Origin of the sequence: Rhizobium sp. GN54 (genome assembly GCF_021026345.1) — a bacterium.
Classification (GTDB): domain Bacteria; phylum Pseudomonadota; class Alphaproteobacteria; order Rhizobiales; family Rhizobiaceae; genus Mycoplana.
Window position 1 is genome coordinate 1 of the sequence record NZ_JAJNCZ010000026.1, and the last position, 2,494, is coordinate 2,494.

Genomic DNA, 2,494 nt, shown 5'->3' on the forward strand with positions numbered 1-2,494 from the left:
TGTGTTTCGGCATGGAATAAGGACCCCGCACATGGGGTGATCGGCGTCCAAACGGGACCCCCATCTGCGATGGGGTTACAACAGCCTCCGGTTTCATCGGAGGCTTTTTATTTGGATGCTTGTTGTGGAGACAATTCTGAAGATACGTCGGCTTTCCCGTGTGCAGGGCAAGACGATCAAGGCGATCTGCCGGGAGTTGGGTGTATCGCGGAAAGTGGTGCGGAAGGTTCTGCGCAGCGATGAGACGGAGTTCAAGTACGAGCGGACCCGTCAACCTCAGCCGAAGCTCGGCCCCTGGCGCGATCAGCTCGATGGAATGCTGCTCGCCAATGCGGCCAAATCCTCTCGCGAACGGCTGACACTGATCCGGCTGTTCGAGGACTTGCGCGACCTCGGCTACGAGGGCGGTTACGACACCGTCCGGCGTTACGCCCGAACCTGGGCGAAGGAACGCGGCTCGGTTACGGCGGAAGCCTACGTGCCGCTCTATTATGCGCCGGGCGAGGCTTACCAGTTTGACTGGAGCCACGAGATCGTCGTGCTGAACGGCGTGACGACGACGGTAAAGGTGGCGCATGTCCGGCTCTGCCACAGCCGGATGATGTATGTGAGAGCCTATCCGCGCGAGACGCAGGAGATGGTCTTCGATGCCCATGACCGGGCATTTGCGTTCTTCGGCGGGGCCTGCACGCGCGGCATCTACGATAACATGAAGACGGCGGTGGAGACGGTCTTCGTCGGCAGGGAACGACAATACAATCGCCGCTTCCTGCAGATGTGTAGCCATTACCTGATAGAGCCGGTGGCCTGCACGCCGGCGTCGGGGTGGGAGAAGGGCCAGGTCGAGAACCAGGTCAACCTGGTGCGGGAACGCTTCTTCACGCCACGGCTGCGCTTCAAGTCCTACGATGAACTGAATGGCTGGTTGCTGGACAAGTGCATCAGCTATGCCCGCGCCCATAAACATGTCGATCAAACGGAGCGCACGATCTGGGAGGTGTTCGATGGGGAACGGCCGCACCTGGTCGGCTATCCCGGCAAGTTCGACGGCTTCCACGCGGTGCAGGCCTCGATCGGCAAGACCTGCCTCGTGCGTTTCGACAACAACAAATACTCGGTGCTATCCACGGCAGTCGGCCGCCCGGCCGAGATACATGCCTATGCAGATCGCATCGTCATCCGGCAGGATGGCGTGGAGATCGGCCAACACGATCGCTGCTTCGGCCGTGGCGAGACGATCTATAATCCCTGGCATTACGTGCCGGTCCTGACCCGCAAGCCGGGAGCACTGCGCAACGGTGCGCCATTCCACGACTGGGTTTTGCCCGCCGCCATGGAGAAGGTGCGCCGCCGGCTGAAGTCCATGCATGACGGCGACCGGCAGATGGTGTCGATCCTCGAATGTGTGGGCCTGGACGGGCTCCCCGCCGTCGAAGCGGCCTGCCAGGAGGCGCTCGATCAGGGCGTGTTCTCGGCTGCCGTCATCATCAACATCCTGGCCCGCAAGCGTGATCCGCAGCCGGCCGCCATCCTTTCCATTCCCGATGCGCTTCGCCTGACCCACGAGCCTCTGGCCGATTGCGCGCGTTACGACAGCCTCAGGAGGGCAAGCTGATATGGAACGATCCCAAATCCTCGACATGATGGGCACGCTGAAGCTGTTCGGCATGCGCAGCGCTTATGACGAGATCATGGCCTCCGGCATCAAGCGGCAGCACGAACCGCCGCGCATCGTGGGTGACCTGCTACAGTCGGAGATCGCCGAGAAGCAAGCACGCTCCATCAAATACCAGATCACCGTCGCCAAGCTGCCGCTGGCCAAGGACATCGACGACTTCGATTTCACCGACACGCCGGTCAACGAAGGGCTCGTGCGCCAGCTTGCGACAGGAGCCTTCCTCGCCGAGCAGCACAATATCGTTCTGGTCGGCGGAACCGGCACGGGGAAGTCCCACTTGTCCATCGCCCTTGCTCGTGCTCTGATCCGCAACGGAGCACGCGGCCGCTTCTTCAACGTCGTCGACCTCGTCAATCGGCTTGAGACGGAGGCACGTAGCGGAAAGCAGGGGCGGCTGGCCGACTTCATCACCAGGCTCGACTTCGTCATCATGGACGAACTCGGCTACCTCCCATTCGCTCAGGCCGGCGGCCAGCTCCTCTTCCATCTGATCAGCAGGCTCTACGAGCGGACCTCGATCATCGTCACGACAAACCTGGCGTTCGGCGAGTGGCCCGCCGTATTCGGCGACGCCAAAATGACCGCCGCTCTGCTCGACAGACTAACCCACCATTGCGAGATCGTGGAAACCGGGAACGAATCCTGGCGCTTCAAAAACCGCTCTCAAAGCTAAAGCCGAAAAGACAAACAACCCGCGCCCGCAGGCCCCTGCGCTAAATGGAGAGCTCCGGGCCTACGCGCGCTGACCCGATGCAACCAGAGGCAGGGGTCCCTTTTGGGAGCCGATAGGGGGGCCCGTTTCGATGCCGATTGACA

Annotated in this window: 1 protein-coding gene and 1 pseudogene; both read left to right on the top strand. The window is 61.6% G+C overall.

Translation table 11 applies throughout. The features are described 5' to 3' along the window. Nucleotides 1-115: 115 nt before the first annotated feature. Nucleotides 116-1,684, top strand: a pseudogene (gene istA / locus LQK81_RS26155) (IS21 family transposase). After that, nucleotides 1,617-2,351: an IS21-like element helper ATPase IstB gene (gene istB / locus LQK81_RS26160; RefSeq protein WP_003501246.1), complete on the top strand. Its 735-nt coding sequence runs from the start codon at nucleotides 1,617-1,619 to the stop codon at nucleotides 2,349-2,351. Before istA ends, istB begins: the two are co-directional and overlap by 68 nt. Nucleotides 2,352-2,494: the final 143 nt, after the last annotated feature.

Coding starts and splice junctions, on each gene's coding strand:
- istB (WP_003501246.1), top strand. CDS start 1,617: ATGGAACGATCCCAAATCCTCGACATGATGGGCACGCTGAAGCTGTTC.